Genomic DNA, 19580 nt, shown 5'->3' with positions numbered 1-19580 from the left:
GCGCTGGCTCCCTACAGCTGAAGCCCACTTTAAATGCGTAAAATTGAATTTTCTTATCACTGCCTCTACTCAGGACCACGTGCCAGGCAATATCAAAAGTAATCAAAACACTGAAAATATCCATCAACATAAGTGCAGATCATGAAAAAAGTAGCTTTAATCACTGGTGTAACAGGTCAAGACGGAGCTTATCTGGCCGAGCTTCTTTTAAGTAAAGACTATGAAGTCCACGGAATAAAGCGCCGTAGCTCCCTGATCAATACGGATCGTATTGACCATCTTTATCAAGACCCGCATGAGCCAGACCAGCGCTTTATCCTTCACTACGGTGACATGACCGACTCTTCCAGCCTCATCCGGATAATTCAGCAGGTGCAACCGGACGAAATCTACAACCTCGCCGCCCAGTCGCACGTAGCCGTTTCCTTTGAGGAACCCGAATATACCGCCAACTCGGATGCCTTGGGGGCACTGCGAATCTTAGAGGCCATCCGGATTCTTGGACTGGAAAAGAAAACTCGCTTTTATCAAGCATCCACGTCCGAGCTGTATGGATTGGTCCAGGAAATCCCTCAGAAAGAGACCACACCTTTTTATCCACGATCGCCTTACGCGGTCGCCAAGCTTTATGCATATTGGATCACTGTCAACTACCGTGAAGCTTATGGAATGTATGCCTGCAACGGCATCCTGTTCAACCACGAAAGCCCTATTCGTGGTGAGACATTCGTAACTCGGAAGATAACTCGCGCACTGGCCCGAATCAAATTGGGGCTGCAAGACTGCTTGTATCTGGGCAACATTGATGCGAAACGCGACTGGGGCCACGCGAAAGACTATGTAGAGATGCAGTGGTTGATGTTGCAGCAAGACAAGCCAGAAGATTTTGTGATCGCCACCGGAGTTCAATATAGTGTGCGCGAATTCGTCGAACTGGCGGCAAAAGAAATCGGCATTGAAATTACTTGGAAAGGTGAAGGTGTCGATGAGAAAGGTTACGACGCGCAAGGTAAATGCATCGTATCCATTGATCCTCGATACTTCCGTCCGACTGAAGTAGAAACACTTCTTGGCGATGCATCTAAAGCAAGAAAAATGCTCAATTGGGAGCCTAAGATCACCTTCCGTGAATTGGTTTCCGAAATGATGCGTGAAGACATGAAAACAGCAGAGCGAGATGCCTTGGTGACTAAGCATGGATACTCTGCTTACAATCGCCACGAGTAAATAAGCAATGGACAAAGCCTCCAAAATATATATCGCCGGCCATCAAGGCATGGTAGGTTCGGCCATCAAGCGGCGACTTCATGCGGAAGGCTACGTCAACCTGCTGTTGCGCACTCATGCTGAACTAGACCTGACCAATCAATTTGCTGTAGATGAATTCATGCAACTTGAAAAACCAGACTATATTTTCCTTGCTGCAGGGAAAGTTGGGGGCATCCATGCCAACCAGGTTTATGGTGCTGAATTCATCTATCAGAACTTGATGATCCAGGCGAATGTTATACATTCCGCCTGGAAGGCTGGTGTTCAACGCCTGCTCTATCTTGGGTCCAGTTGCATTTACCCGCGTGAGTGCCCCCAGCCGATACTAGAGGACTATTTGCTTACAGGCCCCCTGGAGCTGACCAATGAGCCTTATGCTGTCGCAAAAATAGCAGGGCTCAAACTTTGCGAGAGCTACAATCAGCAATATGGGACCAAATATGTCTCCATCATGCCAACGAATCTCTATGGCCCTAACGACAACTATGATCTGAACAACAGTCACGTATTGCCCGCCTTGATCCGAAAAGCTCATGAAGCGAAGATCAGTAATCGAAAGCAACTAATTGTTTGGGGCACGGGAAAATCCAAGCGTGAATTTCTCTTTGTTGACGATCTGGCTGACGCTAGTGTCTTCCTCATGGAAAACTCAATCAATTCTGGCCTGTTTAATATCGGAACAGGCAAGGATATAACAATTTATGAACTGACCAAGATCGTGATGCAGGTCGTCGGTTTTGAGGGAGATATCATCTTCGATAACGACAAGCCAGACGGAACCCCAAGAAAGCTTTTAAATATAGATCGAATGCACAATCTAGGTTGGAGCGCAAAAACTTCACTGCAAGATGGCATCGCTCATGCGTACAAAGACTTTTTGTCCCACGTTGCGGAGTAATTTTGTGCCTGCTCCTTTGATTACCATTGCAGTGCCTTCCTACAATCAAGGACAGTTCCTTGATGATGCTCTTTCGTCCATCTTTCAACAGGATGTACCTGTTGAGGTTTTTGTACTGGATGGGGGTTCAAGCGATAACTCCATCGAAATCATCCACAAATGGGAGCACCGTCTAAGCGGATGGCGCAGTCATCGTGACGACGGCCAGGCTGCAGCAATCAATGAGGGTATTTCCCAAGGGACAGCTCCCTATGTTTGCTGGCTAAATAGTGATGACTGGTTCCTCCCGAATGGGTTAGCGACTCTGCTCAAGGAGTTACAGGCCTCTGGAGATGTACCGGCAGTTTATGGTCGTGCCTGGAATGTCATTCAGAAAAGCGGGAAGCGCACCCCAGTTTGGGTGGAACCCTTCCGGGAGAATCGGCTGGCCTTGCGCTGCATCATATCTCAACCCGCAACCCTGATTCGTCGTGCTGCCTGGGAAGCAGTAGGTGGGGTTGATGGAAAGCTGCATATGGCAATGGACTATGATTTATGGTGGAGGTTGTACAAGCAATTAGGAGCTATGCAGTTTGTAGATGACTATGTGGCTGTAAACCGTGAGCATGAAGCGACTAAAACTAAGACATTGAGAAGACGGCATTATCAGGAGGCAATGGCCGTGGTACTTAAATACCATGGAAGCTTGCCATTAAAGTGGTGGTTAGCCCAGCCCTATGCCGTGTGGTTCAAGTCAATTGTCGGTTAGTTTAAAGGTCCGGACTGGTATGAGAGTTCTTCATTTTTATAAGACATCCTTCCCGGATTCAATGGGAGGTGTCGAACAGGTTATCAGTCAAATCGCCAGAGGGGCCAGCCGGCTTGGAGTTCAAACGGATGTCCTCTCACTCACATCCGAAAAATCGCCGAGAACGATAGAGCTCGATGGCTATCTTTCGCATAGGGCAAGACTCGACTTCCAAATTGCTTCAACAGGTTTCTCTGCTTCCGCCTTTTTGCGGTTTGCACAGCTCGCCAAAGAGGCAGACGTCATCCATTTCCACTTCCCGTGGCCATTTATGGACTTACTGCATTTAACGATGCGGATTAAAAAACCTACTGTGGTGACCTATCACTCGGACATAGTACGTCAAAAACATCTACTTAAAATCTATCGCCCGATACAAAAACTGTTCCTTAACAGCATGAATTGTATCGTAGCCACCTCGCCAAATTATCTCGCTACCAGCTCAGTGCTAAGCATGTATACCGACAAGGTCAAAGTCATACCTATCGGACTAGATAAATCTAGCTACCCGACACCGGAGGTTGAACGCCTGGAATTTTGGCGAAAAAAGCTTGGAGGCAAATTTTTTCTGTTCGTCGGTATGATCCGTTACTACAAAGGCCTGCATATCCTGATGGAGGCTGCACATGGAACGGACTACCCAATAATAATCGTGGGTGCTGGACCGATAGAAAACCAGATAAAGGAACAGGCAGCAAATCTCGGCTTGCAGAACATATATTTTCTAGGCCAACTTTCTGATGAAGACAAAGTAGCTCTTCTTGAGCTTTGCTATGCCGTAGTTTTCCCTTCACATTTGCGTTCAGAGGCTTTTGGCATTTCATTACTGGAAGGCGCCATGTTTGGAAAGCCAATGATTTCCAGCGAGATAGGAACCGGAACCACATTTATAAATATAGCCAATGAAACGGGCTTAGTTATTCCCCCTAGTGATCCTGACGCGCTACGCCAAGCGATGCGTTATCTTTGGGATAATCCTGAGGAGGCAGCCAGGCTCGGTCGAAGAGCCGAAGAACGTTACTGGAAGCACTTCACGGCAGAAAAGATGGTTAACGACTATGTCAGTCTTTATCACAAACTCGCCGAAGCCTGATCACCACCAAGGATCTGCTACTGGTTTCGTCATTGCCTCATGACGGTATAAGTTGACGGCCATCAGCGCCTGAACGCCCCCCTAAACCTCCAAGAAAGCTGACGGCGTCAGCTTGAATGTTGCTACGCCATACAGTCCGATGCAGTAACTGTGAACCATCACCCAAAGCGTCATGAAAAGGCACTTGGCCAGCATTTCAAGGGCATGAGCGACGCGAATAAAATCGCCACCTTTCAGGACTCTCGGATGACAAGGAATGTGGAATAAAGAAACCGCCATCAGTCACTTGAACTCTCACGCCCACGCTGGCAGCACTGGGCGTTGTGCGGCCTACACCCGGCAGGCCATCGAAGCCGGCGGTGGCGGCGTAATCCTGCACAGGAAGCACTCGGCCAAGGACTTCGGCCCTTCTCTGACCGCGGTGGGGTTCGTCGAACAACCTGCCGGCCAGGCGCCACAGGCAGGTGACGTGGTGATCATCCAACCCATTCCCGGCCATCCCCACGGCCATATGGCGATGTTCAACGGCAAGCTTTGGGTGTCAGACTTCAAGCAGATGCACGGCTTCTACCCGGGGCACTCCTATCGGGTACAGAAGCCTGAATACAAAATCTACCGTCATCCGTAAGGGGTTCCCCATGAGAATGCTCTTCTGCTCGCTGCTGGCGGCCATTGCCCTGCATCAGCCGCTGGCCATGGCCGATTGCGCCAGTTCGCCCAAACCTGTAACCCAGGCGTTCTACAGCTGGTACCTGCAGACCTACAGCCAGGACAAGGATCCAGTCACCGACAACGCCCCCGAAATGAAGAAGTACGTCTCGGAGTCGCTGATCGCCAAGATCAAGAAACAGATGGCAAGTCCCGACGGCCTGGAAGAGGACTACTTCCTCAAGGCCCAGGACTACATGGATGAATGGCTGACCCAGATCCAGGTCAGCGAACCGCAGATCCAGGGTTCCACCGCCAAGGAACAAGTGACCTTGGGCAACACGCCGGACACCACCCAGATCGTCGATGTGCGCATGGTCAAGGACAAGGGCTGCTGGAAGATCGACGAAGTGATTTCCACTGCCGATCAAAGCGACTGAGCCTGTAGCCGGCGCCACCTCGGCTGCTCTTGCCAAAGATCGAGACAGATCGGACGGCGTGCTAAGCTGCGCGCCGCCCCGGGCCCGCTCCCGGGGCGTTCCTCTCTGAAAAAGGACTTCCAGTCATGTCGTTGCCGGCCGCAGTACGCCTGCCACTGTCGTTTCTCTCACTATTCTCCATCCTCAGCCTGACCAGTATCGGCGCCCATGCGCAAGCATCGGAAGACGTTGCCAAGGGCCGTTGGCAGGGCCTGGCGGGTATGGCCAACCTGTACCTGGACGATGCCAGTCCCGAAGACTTCATCGAAGCCGGGGACAATGAAAAAAGCCAGCACGACAACTATGCCGGCGCCCTGGCTTACTACCTGACCGCCGCTCGTCTCGACCCGAAGAATGCCTTCGCCTCCTACCAGGCCGCCGGCAGCCTGGCCGCCATGGACAAGAACAAGCGCGCCGCCCAATACCTCGACCAGGCCCGCGAGCGCGGCTTCTGGCAGTTGGTGATCCTCAAGGAGGACGATGAACTGCAAGGCCTTCAGCAAGACCCGGCCTACAAGAAGCTGCTGCAAGCCGCCGAGAAGAACTACCCGGCCAGGGCCAGGGATGCGGGCCTCGCGGCCTTCAGCATTCCCCAGGGCAAGGCGCCGGCCGCAGGTTGGCCAGTGCTGGTCTGGTTGTCGGGGTTCGGTACCGAAGGCAGCGACGACCTCGATATGCGTACCGACCTGCTGGGGGAAAAAGCGGTTCTGGTGGGTATCAATGGCACCCTCAAGCGCGATGAGCATCAATTCATGTGGCAGCAAAAGTCGGCAGCACCGACTCAGGAGGCCGTCAGTGCGGCCCTGAAGAAGCTGGAGAAGCAGACCCGCATCGATCGCTCGCGAATTGCCCTGATGGGCTTCTCCCAGGGGGCCGAGCATGCCTCGCACCTGATCGCCGAGTACCCACAGCAGTACAGCGGCGCACTATTGTTGTCACCCGGCGGCTACCGGATTCCCTTTGGCGAATCCAAAGCGCGGGACAAGCGCATCGTCATCGTCCATGGCGCCAAGGAGCACGAAAGCAATCAGAAGCTCACAGTCGCCACGCAACAGGCCCTGGAGCCTGGCAATCAGTTGCAGAGCCACGAACACGATCAGGGCCACAGCTTCCAGGACGACTGGCGCCAAGTGTATCCGGGCTATCTGAAGTTCATCCTCAACCTCTGAGCATTGTCCATGGCGCCGCGGGTCCATGGCTTCAACCTGCGGCGCAGCACCCGTCCAGAACTATTGCTTGGCCTGCGCTATCGGCCCCGGCGCCTTGACCTGGGTCATCAGGTCGTCATCCCACTGCCCCTCGACCTTGACCTGCGCCAGAGCCCCCAGATCCATGGCCTCGATCAGGTTGTGGCTGAGGTACACATAGGTGCCCGGCTGCTTGAAGGTGTAGAGCGCCGCCAGGGCAGAGCCACCGGGGATGAACCAGGTTTCCAGGTTGCGTTGCGGGGCGTTGGCGAACTTGCCGGTGGTCCAGACCCAGTCGCCGTGGCCGCCGATCAGATGCGGGCGGCTGTCGCGATTGGCTTGCGAGTGAATGAACAGCACGCTTTCGCCGACCTTGGCGGTCAGCGCGTTGGCTCCGGTCAGGGCGCCCACCCGACCGTTGAACACCACGTGACTCGGAGTCAGGGTGCGCATCACCGCGTGGGTATCCGGGTAGCTGGAGGCCAGGTTCGGATAATCCTTGTAATGCCCGTCCTTGTCCTTGGGAATGTAGAGGTCGAACTCGCCGATGGTATAGGCCCGGTCGTAATGCAGGGGCTTGCCAGCCGGGTCTTTCAGGCCATCGCGCGGCAGCACCATAAGGGTGCCACTCATGCCGGAAACCACATGCCACGGCACCATGCCCGAAGGAGCGCAGTGGTAGACGAAGGTGCCACTGCGATCGGCCTTGAAGCGCAATACCACCTCCTGGCCCGGGGTCACCTGGGTCAGCGCCGCACCACCCAGGGCGCCAGTGGCCGCGTGGAAATCGATGTTATGGGGCATGCTGTTGCTGGCCGGGTTGCTCAGGGTCAGCTCGACGTAGTCGCCCTCGTGCACCACCAGGGTCGGGCCGGGCATGGAGCCATTGAAAGTCATGGCTTGCAGCGTGGTGCCCTGGTCATCCACCACCATCTTTTTCTCTTCGACGCGCATGTGGAACTGCATCACCTTGGGCGGTCCGCTGACCACCTGCTCGTGAGCATGCACCTGGGGCGGCGTCACCAGCTCCACCTTGACCCGTTGCAGACCGTCCGCACCCGCTGCCAACGCCAGGCCAGAAGCCCAACCGCCAGCTACCACACACCACTTCAACCACGATTGAATAGCACCCATGCTTGCGTTTCCTTGCCGACGAATGGTGATTCATTGCAAGGCAAACGCCGGGCGCCGGTATTGTCTCAGGGCAATAAACCCATGAGCCGTTGACCGGCGCCGATCACGGATAGCTGAAGCTGCGCACCAGGGTCAGTTCGCCAGGGGCGCGCATCGGCACGATGAACGACTCGCACTTCTCGTCCGGCGTGCCTTCCTCGGTGATCACCGTGACCTGGGCGGTGGTCAGGGGCTGCACGGCGTTATCCTGGCCGCCGTCACCGTCGTCGTCAGTGCGATAGCCGCCACCGTAGTAGTTCACATACACCAGGTACTGGCCCTTGAGCGGTACCGGCATGGAGAAGATCTCCGGCCCGTAGCCGGTGGTCACGTCGACGTCCAGGGCCGCGCCATTGGGAGCCACTCGGTCGCCGTACCAGATATGGGCGCCATCCGGAGTCACCAGGTGCAGGTCCAGGTCGGTGTTGTCGCTGTCCCAGGACAACAGCACCCGCAGCTTGGGCGGCGTGACGCCAGCGCCGGTGTTGAGGAACTGCACACGCTTGCGCTGCTGGCCGTCGGGGCTGCGCACCTCGACGCTGTTGCTGCCGTTGGGGAACGAATAGGGCCGGTCGAAGCCGCCGTCTTCGTCCACCTTGAGCGGCATGCTGACGCCATTGACGATCAGCTTGCCCGGCTGCGAAGACTTGGGCGCCCCCTTGATCTGCCCACGGATGCGCGCGGTATCGGCCTGGCCTTGTGGAGTGTTAACCGAAGAAGCCGGGTAGTTGACGCTCTGGCGATACTGTTCGCCGTCGTCGGCGCGGGTACGCCAACCGCCTTTGGGAGTGTCGAGCTGGATGCCGCTGTCGGCCAGGGCCACAGGCAGGCTGAACATTCCACAAAGGAACAGGAGCACCGGGGAAGCAGGAAATTTCATGACCTATTCCAGTAAGAGATGACGGGCGAGCCCTTCGATGTAGTTTTCATCCTGGCCATTGGGATGGGCTTCGAAGGCCAGGTGCAGGTATTCGTGGGTCAGGTCGAGGCGGTCCTGCAGGGACAGCACGCCACGTACGTAGATGCGTTGTCGCTCGCGATCGACGTAAGGCCGGCCGAAGCCCAGGCGGCACACCGCCAATTGACTGACTTCGTTGTAACCGACCTCCTGCTCCAGCGGCTGGCGCCAGCGCCGCCGTTGTTTCAGCAGCCAGTCCTGGGCCGCCGGCAGGGGTTCGCAGGAGGCCACCGGATTGTCCCAACGACTGAGGCTGGCGCGCGGATAGGCGTGCAGCAGGATAGCGTCGTAGCGCTGGCCTGAACCGGCCTGCTCCACCGCCTGTTGCCAGGACAACTTGTCTGGCGCCTGCAGATCGGAGTGATAGGTGACCTGGGTTCCAGCCAGCACCAGGTCGCCAGTCCAGGCGGCAATGGCCCGGGCCTCGGCAGTGGCCGGACGCGGCGCGACTCGCTGGCGGCTGCTGCTGTCGTCGATGCTCAGGCACTCGCCGCTGCGAGCGGCGTTCTGCAACAGGTAGGTACGGATCGCCACGGCCAGGGCCTTGGCCGCCTCCCGTGGCTCGCTGCTGGCTTCGCGTTGCAGCACCCGGGCCACGTACTCTTCGCGATCCAGGCGCGCCACCAAACGTTGCGCGGCCCCTTCCTGCTGCAGGAACAACTCGCCAGCGCTGTGGATATCCAACTGGTTGCCATTGGCGAACGCCACCTGGTAATCCCCTTGCAGGGCACCGGGCCTGGCAGGTTGGCCATTCTGGCTGACGCCCTTGAGCGGATAGCGGGAAAACAAGCTGACCTCGACGCAGCGGCCCTTGTCCAGCGGCATGTTGACCGGCAACAACTGATCCAGGGCCTGGGCATGCTCCTTGAGGACCCGCTGGCTAGTGCCGCGGCCACCGACCCACAACGGCGTGCCGTCCGTCAGCCAACCGGCGAAACCGCCCTCGCGCGATTGCGGGTCGCGCTCGGCCAGCCAACTCCAGGTCTTGACCCGCAGCCGCCCACCGAGCGCCCCCACCACCGTGCCATCACCGGCGTTGAGAACCACGTCCAGCAATACCCGGCGCGCGGTATCCCGGGCCGGCAAGCTGGCCAGGACTTGCAGCAGTTCAGCCACCGGAACCCGAGTCTGTGGCTGCAACTGCTGCAGATCCTGCAGCCAGCCCGGGGCCTGGCGCGCCTGCCAGTAACTGCGCCAGTCACTGGCCGACACCTTGAGGCGCGCGGGCTCGAAGTACAGGCCGCAGGAACGCACCAGGGCCTGGTCGCGGGCGATGCTGTTACCGACCGTGCAGCAGTACACCTCTTCCTTGGACTTGCCCTGGCAGGCATAGGCCGGTTCCTGGGCGCCGGTGTCCACCAGCCAGGCGTAGACGAAGAGTTTCCAGACGCTGCCCAGGGGCGCTTGCAAGCTCTCGGGCAACGGCTCGCGGGCCAGCACCTGGGTCCTGGAGAGGCTCACCAGCTCGCTGTCCGGTGCGGTTTTCCAGGCCAGGCGCAGAGGTTCGTCCTGGGCCGTCGCCAGCCCAGGAAGCAAACACAAACACAGCCAGGTCCAACGTCGCAGCATGTTACTTGACCGAAACCTGGCCCAAGGCCGGAGTACGCTCCTGGGCCTGATGCTCAGGTGCATAGACCTGGTAGAAACGTGCCGGCGGCAAGTTGAACTGGCCCTTCTGGGACAAGCGGACCAGATGGCGCAGGCGCACTTCGCTGCTGTCGTTCAGCGCATCCAGCGGCACGCGGTAGCTCATCTGCCCCGGTTCGGCACGGGCCTTCTCCAGCGACGCGGCTTCACTGCCCGCAGGACCGGCCAGCTTGATACCCCAGGTGGTGCGCTCGACATCGGCGCCCGGCGGCAACGGCACATCCAGCATGCCGTACAGCAGCGGGCGCTTGCCTTCGTTGGCGATGACCACTTCATCCAGGTACAGGCCGTCGCTGGCGATCGGCTTGTTGCCCACCGGCTCCAGCTTGAAGGTGAAGGCTTCGTCCCCCGGTACCAGGCGCAGCAGGCGGCGAGTGATATTCACCGGTGCCGGCGTGCCGGCTTCCTGCTTGCTCAGGTAGCTCACCGAGGCCCGTAGCGGGCGCTCCGGCACCGAGTCCAGGGTCAGCACCGCAGGAACCTGCGGGCCTTGCCATTGCCAGTAGCTTTCGCCGCTGGCGCCCTGGCGCTGTTGCCAGCCTTGCCCCGGGTTGAGGTTCGTAGCCGGCGCCGACTGGGCCACGCTACGTTGCAGCCAGGTCAGGGCCAGGGCCCGCTCCAGGGTCGACTGCGACGGCAGCAGCCGTTGCAGCAAGGCGCGCGTCGCGCCCTGGTCGAACGGCTTGAGCGACAGGCTCAAGGCCTGGGCGAAAGGCTGCGAGCTGATTTCCATCTGCTGTTGCGCCGCTTCCAGCTGGGCGACGAACGCCGGCGGTGGCGTGACCTTGGCGTCCCGCGCCAGGGCCGCAGCCAGCACCCGGGCACTGGCCAGGCCCAGGGCCGAATCCGGGCTGTCCATCACCAGGCTGTCGCCGCTGTCGTCCTGCATGCTGGCTTGCGGTCCCGAGCCGGCCTTGGCCAGATCGTCCATCAGGCCGCTGACCAGGGTATTGATCGGCAGCTTCATCTCGCGGGCGAAGGACAGGATCAGCGCACGTTGCAGCAACGGCGTATTGCCAGCCTGCTTGGCATAGACCTCAAGCACTCGCTGCCAATGCTCCGGCGGCAGGTTCAGGTCCATCACCTTGCTGGCGTTCCAGTCGGCGTAATAGGCGTAGGCGGTGAGGAAGGCATCCGGATCGGCGTCCTCGCCCCACCAGGTGAATGCCGCTTCCGGCCCGGCCATGTGCACCAGGCGCAAGCGACTGTTCTGCATCATCAGGCGCAAGCGATCACGCACCTGCGGATTGCTGGCCAGGGCCGGATAGGCGACGCTCAGCGGCAACAGCTGGCTGGCGGTCTGCTCGACACCACCGTAGGGGTATTCCAGCAGGTCATCCAGTGCGGCGCGGAACAGCGCTTGCGGGCTGTCATCCAGGCGCAGGCGAATCTCCCCGGCATCGGCCGGCAAGCCCAGTGGCGTGCTGTTGGTGACCACGTCCAGGCTCTGGGTCTGCACGGTCTGCCAGCCAGCTCCGTTGCTGGCCAGGCGCACGGCCAGGGTGTCCATGGTCTTGCCGCCCTGCACCAGCTCGGCGCTCCACTCGCCATTGCCCGGAGCGATGGCCGGCAGGGCCACATAGTTGATGCCGCTGTTGAGGGTCAACGGCAAGCGCTGGGACTCACCGGCGTAATGCACCACCAGTTCTGCCTTGACCGGCTGCTCGGACTGGTTGAACGCAAAGACCCCAAGGTCCGGCTTGTCGCCGCTGCGGAAGCGGGTCGGGCCGCTCCACTTCAGGTACAGGGCCTTCTCGGACCGCACGAACTGCTTCTTCTGGCCAACCTGGCCATCCTCGGCGATGGCCCGGGCGGTGATGCGCCAGCGGGTCAGCGAGTCGGGCATGCGAAAGGTGAAGCGCGCCTTGCCGCTGCCGTCGGTGACCAACTCCGGCTGCCAGGCAGCGGTGTCGACGTCTTCACGACGCGGACGCTCCAGCACCTTGACCCCACGCTCGCTGCGGTTGGCCTTGCCTGGCGCCGTCGGGCTGCCCGGCAGGGCTACGTCGTAGCTGATGAACGACAGGCTGGCGCTGGTGCGCACGTTGTTGCGCCGCGGGTGGTAGAAGAACTGGTCGATGCTCGGCGCCACTTCCGGCTGCAGGGCATAGACCATCTCGTCCACCACGCTGACCGTCAGGTGGGCCGGTACCGGCTTGCCGGCGAACTGGGTGGACAGGTCCACGGTGACGGTGTCACCCGGCTGGTATTTTTCCTTGTCGGTCTGGATGGCCACATCGATCTGCGGCGTCAGCACCTTGATCCCGGCGTTCTGGAAGCTGTATTCGCCACCCTTGGTGTAGAGCACGGAGAAGGTCAGGTTCGGCGCGAAGCTGTCCTTGACCTGCACCCGGGCGCGGTACTGGGTCGGGCTGAGTTTTTCCACTTTCAGCCAATCGCCCCCCTGGGACAGCAAGGCGGTGGCCTCGACCTTGTCACGCTCCAGCGACAGCAGCGCATCGTTGATCGGCTCGGGGAAGGTGATCAGCGCCAGGGCTTCGTCGCCAGCCTTGTACTCGGGCTTGTCGAGGACGATCTCCACGGTACCCGGCACGGCCTTGACCCCTTCGCCGGTGACCGAATGGCTGGTACCGCCCACGACCCGGTCATGCTCGTCGCGCAGGGTCAGGTTGTAGGTACCGGGACGCTCGAAGGCCAGGGCGAAACCGCTGTCGCCGGCGGCCAGCTTGCCTTCGCCAGTGCTCTGGTCTTCCATGCGCACCCAGTTGTAGCGGCTGGGCAAGACGCTCTTGCTCTGCTCGCTGGTGTTCTGGTTGGCGTAGCTGAACTGCACCTTGTCGCCCACCGCGCTGAAGCGTTGCGGGGCGCTGAGGCTGAAGCTCGCGGCGCCACGCTCGATGAGGATTTCCTTGGTGGTCTTGACCCGATAGGCCGCGCCGTCACTGGCGAACACGGTGAGCATGTAGCGGCTGGGCTTGTCCGCCGCCGGCAGGTCGAGGCTGGCACTGCCCTTGGAATCGGTGGTCAGCTCGGTGCTGGTCAGTTCCACCGGGAACTGGCCCATGTACTGCAACTCGTTGTCCACCATAGACAGCTGCTGGGACCGCAGGCTCAGTTGCAGGCGCGCGTTGGCCACCGGCTTGCCATCGGGATAGAGCAGTACCAGGTTGCCCTTCACTGCCTCGCCGGTCTTGAAGTCCGGCTTGGCCAGGCTCAGGGCGATCTCGAAGTGCGGCTTGATGTACTCGGCTACGCGAAAGGCGCTGCTGTAGACCTGGTCCTTGTAGCGCAGGCGCAACTCATAACCGCCCGCCACCGCATTCTCCGGGAGCTGGAAACGCCCCTGGGTGCCGGACTTGGAATCCAGGTTCAGGGTCAGGTTCTGCAGGGCGGTGCCCGCGGCATCCAATACGCTGACATTCACCGTACCGGCACCGGGCAGCACCGAGTCCCGGGCATTCTTGAACTCACGCCCGACGACCTTCAGCGAGACCCAGTCGCCCGGGCGGTACAGCGGCCGATCGGTGAAGGCATAGAGCTTGGTGTCGTAGATTTCGCTGTCGTAGTAGAAGTTCTCGGAGACGAACACCCCGCCTTCCTGGTCTTCGCCGATCACATAGGAGCGCTCGGGGCTGACGTGTTTCAAGCGCACCAGGCCCTGCTCATCGGTGGCACCGCTGTTCATCACGCCCAGGCCGTCGGTCCACAGCACGTTGACCTTGGGTACCGAGTTGCCTTCGTGCTTGCCCGCCGCCCAGACCAGCAGCTCGTCACCGGCGACCTTGCTCACCGCCACGGTATTGGAGACGAACACCATGGTGGTGGCGCGGTACTTGCCCACCAGGGCTTCTACCAGGTAAAGGCCTGGCTTCAACTGCCCCAGGGGAATGTAGACGTTGCCCGGTGCAACGTTGATGAAGTCACTGGAGGACCCGGCCAGGTTGACCCCGGCTGGCGGCTGGATCGGCTTGGCCTGCCACAGCGGGTAGCGGAACTGGGTCACCAGCGGCAAGCCCGGGACCAGGCCGAACTGCGGCTGGGCATCGTAGGGCGTCGGCGCCAGCAACGAGTTGCCGACCTTCAGCTCCGGAACCTCTTCGGTTACCTGCTTGCGCGACTCATAGGAGAAGGCGCGCTGCATCACCCGGCGCGACTTGCGATACCAGTTGTCCCACAGGTAGGCCAGGGTGTTGGACAGCCCCTCGCCCTTGAACTGGCCATCGCTGACCACTCGGTGCAGGTTTTTCTGGCGCTTGAGGAAGTCCAGCGGCTGATTGATCCGGTAGACCCGAATATCCGCGCCGCCATAGGGTTCCATGCGAAAGCGCCGGTAATCACGCCCCGGTGCCTCGAGGCGCACCATGGCCTGCTCGTCGCTGGCAAAACTGCTGTCGGACAGCAGGAAGAAACTCTCCCCGGCGACCGCCGCGTAATCGCTGGCGGGTACGGAGTCTTCGGCGTTGACCAGGGACACGGGAGCCACCAGGGTCAAGGCCAGGGTCAAGCGGAACAGAAAACGGGACATAGGCAAGCCGCGTGAAGACGTCGCGAGTGAAGGCAAGACAAGGCGAAAACAGGCGAGCAAGCGCAGTCTACTGGCTGTAAATGAGCATTCCGAGCCTGTTTTCAACGCAGTATTGGCGAACGCAGCAGTCTTCACGCAGCTTGCACGGGATTCGCTCATTGGGAGAGGAAGTTCAGGCGAAAGATGCCGATGAAGTTGGGGTTGGCGGGGTCGGGTATCCATCGGGTGTCCTTCCATGTCATCAGTTGCTGCACGCTGGCCGAGCGCATGCCGTTATCGGTGGGGGTGGTGGTGCCGGTGTGATAGGCGATGTTGCGGCCCATCCAGATCATCAAGTGCTGGTCGTCGCCCTGGTCGAAGAACAACAGGTCGCCGGGGCGCGCCTGGCCCAGGTCGCGGCTCACCAGATGGCTGTTGAACTGGATCAGCTTGATCGCATTGACGTAGGGGCCGACCTTGCCGCCGCCCTGCTGCCACTGCTGGGCCAGGGCGCGCTGGCCTTCGCTCAGTTGCAGCTCCGGGGGCAGGTAGCGATTGGACAAACCATTGGCCCGCAGCCATTTGCTGTCATGGGTCTTGAGCGCTTCATTGGCGGCGAAACGCACCAGCCCCGCGCAGTCCTGCTGGTACCAGCGCGGGCTCGGGCCCTGGCTCAGCTGCTCCTGGGCGATGCGCACGAACCAGGCGCGAAACACCTGGGACTGCTGCACGTCCAACGGCGCGACCGTGGTCGCGCCCACTGCGCTGCTGAGCAACAGGGCCAGCAGGCCAAGGCTGCTCAAGCCGTGGCGCAAGGCTCTCACAGCGCTTGCCATTGCAGCGGCAGCCACTGCCAATGGCCGTTGGGTTCGCTGCCCTCAGGCAGGGTCAGGGCGTACTTGCCATAACCACCGAGGGTACGCAGCTTGGGCACCAGGTAGGTCTGCGCGGCGTTGTTGAACACCGGCTCCATGTCCTGAGGCAGGCTGTCGAAGGTTTCCTGCTGGATCAGCTGGGCCAGGGACTGCGGTCCCAGGTAGATCGGCATCATGGCGTTCTTCGGCGCCACGTCGGCCAGGGGCGGGAAGCGCTTGTCCAGGGTGCCCAGGGCCTTGCCCACCAGCTTGTCATCCAGGGAGAACACCAGGGTCGAACCATGGCGGGCCAGGCTGACCTGCATGAAGGCGCGGCCGGTGATGGCCTGCGGGTCCTTGGCCTGCTTGGCCGGGTACGGGCCGAAGTTCGAACTGACCTGGCGCTGCCACTGGTGCACGTTGCCGTCCTGCTGCTCGACCACCGGGAAGATCCGCTGCGCCACCTTGCTCTCGCGGGAGCCCACCATGGAGCCGAACAACTTGCCCAGGTCGGCGTCGAGCTTGGCGCTGTCCTTGTCCTTGAGGCTGGCTACCAGCAGCGGCGTGTACAGCCGCGAGTCGGCGTACCAGCAGAGCCCGGCGCTGCCGGACATGTGTTCGGTCAGGGCCTGGGCCACCGACTCCTCGGCGCCGAGCTTGACCAGCAGCGGCTTCTGCTGCTGCGCCGCCAGGGGCAGCGCCACGCAGGCGCTGGCGCCCATGGGCATGGCCTGCCAGATCGGCTTGAAGTCGAAGTTCGGCTGGTCCTCTTGTTCTTCCATGGCCAGGTAGCTGTGCCAGCCCTTGTCGTCCATGTCGAAGCGCAGGCCGGCGAAGTTGGGGATGAAGCGCTGGTAACCCATGGCCAGGACGCTGGAGTTGACCGCCAGGCGCTGCTGCACCTCGGGTTTGCGCGCCTCCAGGCCAAAGGCCTCGGGGAACAGCTTGTCGCCGTTGAGCAGCGCTTCCAGGGCCTTGGTGGAGACCGCACCGTGCACGTCGCTGACGCCAGAGGCCAGGTCATACAGCTGGGTCGGATTGGACAGCACCACCAGCTTGTCGCCGAAGGAGGCGAAGGCCAGGGACTTGTTGGCGTTGAAATTCAGCTGGTACAGGGTTACCGCATCGCCGCCGACCTTGAGCTCGGCCAGCTTGCTCAACTGGCTGTCATCCAGGGCAGCCTTGGCCAGGGGCTCGAGCAGCTTGGCCAGGCCGCCACGGTCCATCACCAGCAGGAAGTCCTTGAGCCGGCCATCGACGCCGCGCCACAGGGCGATGTCCGCCGGCTGGTCGAGCAGTTGCTCGATCAGGTTGTCCTGCAGCTTCAGGTCATGCTCGTAGATGATCCGCCGCAGGCTGCCGATCAGGCCCAGGCGGTCGGCATGGGTCTGGTAATAGAAGACGAAGTCCTCGGTCAGGGTTTCACGCAGGAACGGCACCGCCAGCAGGTCCTTGGGCAACTGCGCCAGGGAGTGGGTCTCCAGCAAGCCATCGGGGCGGCTCAGGCCCAGCTTGTCGCCGGGCAGCTCGGCCACCGAGGTCTTGGGCTTGCAGCCCACGCCGGTGGCGACGGCCGCCGCCAGGCACAGGCCCATGACCAGGGCCGGCCAGCGCCGCTGGCTGCCGGGTTGTTCGCTACCGGGGACGCCGGCCGCCGGGGATGCTGTGTTTTCGCTCATGATTCACAAAGCCCAATTCATCCGTGGTGCGGGATGTTCAATAGTTGAAAGACTTGACCAGCAACAGGTCGCCGATGGCCCGCATGGGCACGATGAAGGTCTCGCGTTTCTCATCGACGGTGTTTTCGTTAAGGATCAGGTTGATCTGCGAGGTGATCACTTCGTTCTGGTTGCTGCGTTCATCGAAGTTGTAGCCGCCACTGCCGAAGTTGCCCCAGTAGTTGACATAGATCAGGTAGGTACCGCGCAGCGGAGCGGTCATGGTGAACATCTCCGGCCCCGGGCCGTCGACCCCGTCCGGGTCCAGGCCGCCGCCATTGGTCAGGCCCGGATGGCCGAAGAACGCATGCTGGCCGTCGGGCGTGATGATATGCATGTCCAGCTCGGCCTTGGGATCGTCCCAGCCGAGCACCACGCGGATACGTGGCGGGGTCTTGTTCGGGTTGGACTCGTAGAACTGCACGCGCTTGAGTGACTTGCCCTCGGAGCTGCGCACTTCGACGCTGTTGGAGCCGGCACCGAAGGCATAGGGACGACCGAAGCGCCCCTGTTCGTCGGTGTAGAGATTGAGCGGATTACCGTTGACCGACAGGCTGTGGGGCTGGCGCATATGACCAATGGCCTTGAGCTGGCCTTCGATCATGGTGCGGTTGCGCTGGATGCCACGATCGATGGGCGGTGTCGGGTAGGCCACGCGGTCCTGTTCGGTGCGGTCGAGCAAGCCGGAGTAGCGCCAGCCGCCCAGGGGCTCCTGCAATTGGGCCGAAGGTTCGGCCCGTGCACCAGGGGACACCAGCAGGGTCAACAAGAGGAAGGATAGAGCGCGCATGTATTGCGTCCTGCCATGCATGGGAAAACCCTGGCGCCAGATCCTCGGCGCGGCTGCGAAATATTCGGAAGGTCGCCCGACGATAATAGGGCGTTGAAAGGGCGCAGATTATCGATTTGCCGTGTGTTGCACAATTGGGGAAAAGGGATTTTGCGAGGGAGTAGGCATCGGCCTGGAGGCCGCGCCGTTCGTGCCATTACAGTGACATCACCAACCGCAGGCCAGGAGCAATTCCGCAGGTCCTGCGCCACTCCCGCTCATTGCTGTCTATGCTGCCGTTGCGCCACCGCCAGCAAGGTTTAACGCAGATGATCCCCGGCGAATTTTGATGGCACGCGCACTGGCGATCCAGAGCTTCAGCGGGCGCTTCTCATTTGCCCGAAAACCCGCTGTCTGCTAGTGTCGCGCCGGTTTAACGTCACCCGGGATAGCCGCCATGGCCCGCAAAAAAGCTGCCTTAGATTTCGAACAATCCCTCGCCGACCTGCAAACCCTGGTCGAGCGTCTGGAGAACGGCGAGCTGTCGCTGGAAGACTCGTTGACCGCCTTCGAACAGGGTATCGGCCTGACCCGTGATTGCCAGGCGGCCCTGGCCCAGGCCGAACAGAAGGTACAGGTACTGCTGGAGCGCGATGGCGAGCTGGCGGAACAGCCCTTCGATGCGGAACAGCCAGAATGATCGCCACCTACCAGGCCAGCAGCCAGGCCCGCGTCGACGCGGCGCTACAGTCGCTGTTCAACGCCCCCAGTCCCGAGCTGGCCCGCCTCTATGAGGCCATGCGCTATAGCGTGATGAATGGCGGCAAGCGCGTCCGCCCACTACTGGCCTACGCCGCCTGCGAGGCCCTGGGGGGCAAGCCGGAACAAGCCAACGGCGCGGCCTGCGCGGTGGAGCTGATCCACGCCTACTCCCTGGTGCATGACGACCTGCCAGCCATGGACGATGACGATCTGCGTCGCGGCCAGCCCACTACCCACAAGGCGTTCGATGAAGCCTGCGCGATCCTCGCCGGCGACGGCCTGCAGAGCCTGGCCTTCAGTGCCCTGCTGGACCCGCGCCTGAGCGACGCCAACGCCGAGATCCGCCTGCGCATGGTCACGACCCTGGCCCAGGCCGCAGGCCCGGCGGGCATGGTCGGCGGCCAGGCCATCGACCTGGGCTCGGTGGGGCTCAAGCTCGACCAGAAGGCCCTGGAATACATGCACCGGCACAAGACCGGCGCCCTGATCGAGGCCAGCGTCATCCTCGGCGCCCTGGCCAGCGGTCTTGCCGAGAAAGACGAACTCAAGGCCTTGCAAGCCTATGCCCAGGCCATTGGCCTGGCATTCCAGGTCCAGGACGACATTCTCGACGTCGAGAGCGATACCGCGACCCTGGGCAAGCGCCAGGGCGCCGACATTGCCCGGGACAAGCCGACCTACCCGGCATTGCTGGGCCTGGAAGCCGCCAAGGCCTATGCCCTGGAACTGCGCGACCAGGCGCTGCATGCGCTGCGGCCGTTTGACGCAGCAGCCGAACCCTTGCGCGAACTGGCCCGGTATATCGTTGCGCGCCGCAACTGACCGACGGCGATCCACAGGACCGCATATCGGCCAAGTTCGGTGCTCTGCGTG

At 60.8% G+C, this 19580-nt stretch carries 16 protein-coding genes; 9 read left to right on the top strand and 7 right to left on the bottom strand.

Annotated elements, in window-relative coordinates; translation table 11 throughout:
* The first annotated feature begins 141 nt into the window (after positions 1–141).
* The 7 genes from gmd to CAG11_RS15230 all read left to right on the top strand — a co-directional run bounded on the left by gmd (position 142) and on the right by CAG11_RS15230 (position 6343).
* Complete coding sequence (gene gmd, locus CAG11_RS15260; RefSeq protein ID WP_085596942.1) at positions 142–1227, top strand: GDP-mannose 4,6-dehydratase; 1086 nt, start codon at positions 142–144, stop codon at positions 1225–1227.
* Between the two features lie 7 nt (positions 1228–1234).
* Positions 1235–2167 carry a GDP-L-fucose synthase gene (locus CAG11_RS15255; protein ID WP_085596941.1) on the top strand — a complete coding sequence of 311 codons (933 nt, stop codon included), beginning with the start codon at positions 1235–1237 and terminating at the stop codon, positions 2165–2167.
* Complete coding sequence (locus CAG11_RS15250; RefSeq protein ID WP_085596940.1) at positions 2130–2915, top strand: glycosyltransferase family 2 protein; 786 nt, start codon at positions 2130–2132, stop codon at positions 2913–2915. The genes CAG11_RS15255 and CAG11_RS15250 overlap by 38 nt, the downstream gene beginning before the upstream one ends.
* Before the next feature lie 19 nt (positions 2916–2934).
* A complete protein-coding gene (locus CAG11_RS15245) occupies positions 2935–4047 on the top strand; it encodes a glycosyltransferase family 4 protein (protein WP_085596939.1) in 1113 nt (370 codons plus the stop codon).
* Positions 4048–4303: 256 nt separating this feature from the next.
* Positions 4304–4675, top strand: coding sequence for a cytoplasmic protein (locus tag CAG11_RS15240; RefSeq protein ID WP_085596938.1), 372 nt, complete (start codon positions 4304–4306; stop codon positions 4673–4675).
* A 10-nt stretch (positions 4676–4685) separates the two neighbouring features.
* The gene (locus CAG11_RS15235) at positions 4686–5135 is read left to right on the top strand and encodes a DUF3828 domain-containing protein (protein ID WP_085596937.1); all 450 of its coding nucleotides are present in this window, start codon (positions 4686–4688) and stop codon (positions 5133–5135) included.
* A 125-nt stretch (positions 5136–5260) separates the two neighbouring features.
* The gene (locus CAG11_RS15230) at positions 5261–6343 is read left to right on the top strand and encodes a dienelactone hydrolase family protein (protein WP_085596936.1); all 1083 of its coding nucleotides are present in this window, start codon (positions 5261–5263) and stop codon (positions 6341–6343) included.
* 60 nt (positions 6344–6403) lie between these two features.
* On the opposite strand, the gene nirK is transcribed toward CAG11_RS15230, so the two are convergent.
* From nirK to CAG11_RS15195, 7 genes are all read right to left on the bottom strand, one after another.
* Positions 6404–7495 (bottom strand): copper-containing nitrite reductase, encoded by a 1092-nt coding sequence (nirK, locus tag CAG11_RS15225; protein WP_085596935.1) that lies wholly within the window; start codon positions 7493–7495, stop codon positions 6404–6406.
* A gap of 103 nt (positions 7496–7598) precedes the next feature.
* Positions 7599–8414, bottom strand: a complete 816-nt coding sequence (locus CAG11_RS15220) for a YfaP family protein (protein ID WP_085596934.1) — start codon at positions 8412–8414, stop codon at positions 7599–7601.
* Positions 8415–8417: 3 nt separating this feature from the next.
* On the bottom strand, positions 8418–10061 hold the full coding sequence (locus tag CAG11_RS15215; RefSeq protein ID WP_085596933.1) for a DUF2300 domain-containing protein: 1644 nt from the start codon (positions 10059–10061) through the stop codon (positions 8418–8420).
* A 1-nt stretch (position 10062) separates the two neighbouring features.
* A complete protein-coding gene (locus tag CAG11_RS15210; RefSeq protein ID WP_085596932.1) occupies positions 10063–14625 on the bottom strand; it encodes an alpha-2-macroglobulin in 4563 nt (1520 codons plus the stop codon).
* 155 nt (positions 14626–14780) lie between these two features.
* Positions 14781–15440 (bottom strand): DUF1175 domain-containing protein, encoded by a 660-nt coding sequence (locus tag CAG11_RS15205; protein ID WP_085596931.1) that lies wholly within the window; start codon positions 15438–15440, stop codon positions 14781–14783.
* Positions 15425–17137: a DUF2138 domain-containing protein gene (locus CAG11_RS15200; RefSeq protein ID WP_085596930.1), complete on the bottom strand. Its 1713-nt coding sequence runs from the start codon at positions 17135–17137 to the stop codon at positions 15425–15427. Before CAG11_RS15200 ends, CAG11_RS15205 begins: the two co-directional genes overlap by 16 nt.
* Positions 17138–17174: 37 nt before the next feature.
* Entirely contained in the window at positions 17175–17966 is a 792-nt protein-coding gene (locus tag CAG11_RS15195) for a YfaP family protein (protein WP_085596929.1), read from the bottom strand.
* 436 nt (positions 17967–18402) lie between these two features.
* On the opposite strand from CAG11_RS15195, the gene CAG11_RS15190 reads away from it, so the two are divergent.
* Both CAG11_RS15190 and CAG11_RS15185 read left to right on the top strand, forming a co-directional pair.
* Positions 18403–18645 (top strand): exodeoxyribonuclease VII small subunit, encoded by a 243-nt coding sequence (locus CAG11_RS15190; protein ID WP_022641260.1) that lies wholly within the window; start codon positions 18403–18405, stop codon positions 18643–18645.
* Positions 18642–19529: a polyprenyl synthetase family protein gene (locus CAG11_RS15185; protein ID WP_022641261.1), complete on the top strand. Its 888-nt coding sequence runs from the start codon at positions 18642–18644 to the stop codon at positions 19527–19529. The genes CAG11_RS15190 and CAG11_RS15185 overlap by 4 nt, the downstream gene beginning before the upstream one ends.
* Positions 19530–19580 lie beyond the last annotated feature (51 nt).

The organism is Pseudomonas sp. B6(2017), from assembly GCF_002112765.1.
GTDB classification, from domain to species: Bacteria; Pseudomonadota; Gammaproteobacteria; order Pseudomonadales; family Pseudomonadaceae; genus Aquipseudomonas; species Aquipseudomonas piscis.
Note: the sequence above shows the minus strand (reverse complement) of the source record. Positions and strands in the feature narration are given on the sequence as shown.